The sequence below is a fragment of the Dietzia massiliensis genome, from assembly GCF_018390595.1.
Lineage (GTDB): Bacteria > Actinomycetota > Actinomycetes > Mycobacteriales > Mycobacteriaceae > Dietzia > Dietzia massiliensis.
Map to the genome: position 1 here is coordinate 1 of NZ_JAHBAV010000398.1, position 265 is coordinate 265.

The 265-nt window shown below is 70.9% G+C and carries 1 pseudogene; it reads left to right on the forward strand.

What is annotated here, in order from left to right:
* Positions 1-81: 81 nt before the first annotated feature.
* A pseudogene (locus tag KHA85_RS17695) lies at positions 82-265 on the forward strand (HNH endonuclease signature motif containing protein); the annotation flags it as partial.

Here is a 265-nt window from a genome sequence, read left to right on the forward strand (position 1 = left end):
GTGGCCCAGTGCCGGCGCCATCACCGGTTCAAAACGTTCTCCGACTGGACCTACAGGTTGGAGCCCGACGGCACGCTGATCGTGACGACCCCCGACGGCACCGTCATGCTCACCCGGCCCGACGGGCCGCTGGCCCAGTATCGGCGCGAGCAACAACGCGATGAGGCCGAGGCCTGGGTGCGTCAGCAACGCCGCAACCCCAGCCCCGTCTACGGGGCCGGGGTCCTGGACGAGGCGACCTACTTCGCCCGCCGCGCCCAACGCC